The 229-nt window shown below is 48.0% G+C and carries 1 protein-coding gene; it reads left to right on the top strand.

The features are described 5' to 3' along the window. On the top strand, positions 1-229 hold a 229-nt coding region (locus tag J0A69_RS22530; RefSeq protein ID WP_206588866.1), incomplete at both ends, for an Ig-like domain-containing protein.

Raw genomic sequence — 229 nt, 5'->3', positions numbered from 1 at the left:
TCACTCCGGGCAGTGGAGATATCGTAGAAATCACCCCTGATCTAAGCGGCGTACCAGCTGGAGTAACGGTGAGCATTGCCTTGGACGGCACGGTAAGTATTGATGTTCCAGCGGGATACACAGGTCCTACAAGTTTTACCATCCCTTATGAAGTAACGGATGAAAATGGCTTGAGTGATTCAGGGATCATTACAGTAAGCGTGAACCAAAGCTCAACTGTAGATGACGT

Origin of the sequence: Algoriphagus pacificus, from assembly GCF_017254845.1 — a bacterium.
Classification (GTDB): Bacteria; Bacteroidota; Bacteroidia; order Cytophagales; family Cyclobacteriaceae; genus Algoriphagus; species Algoriphagus pacificus.
This window is presented reverse-complemented; position numbering and strand designations above follow the sequence as displayed.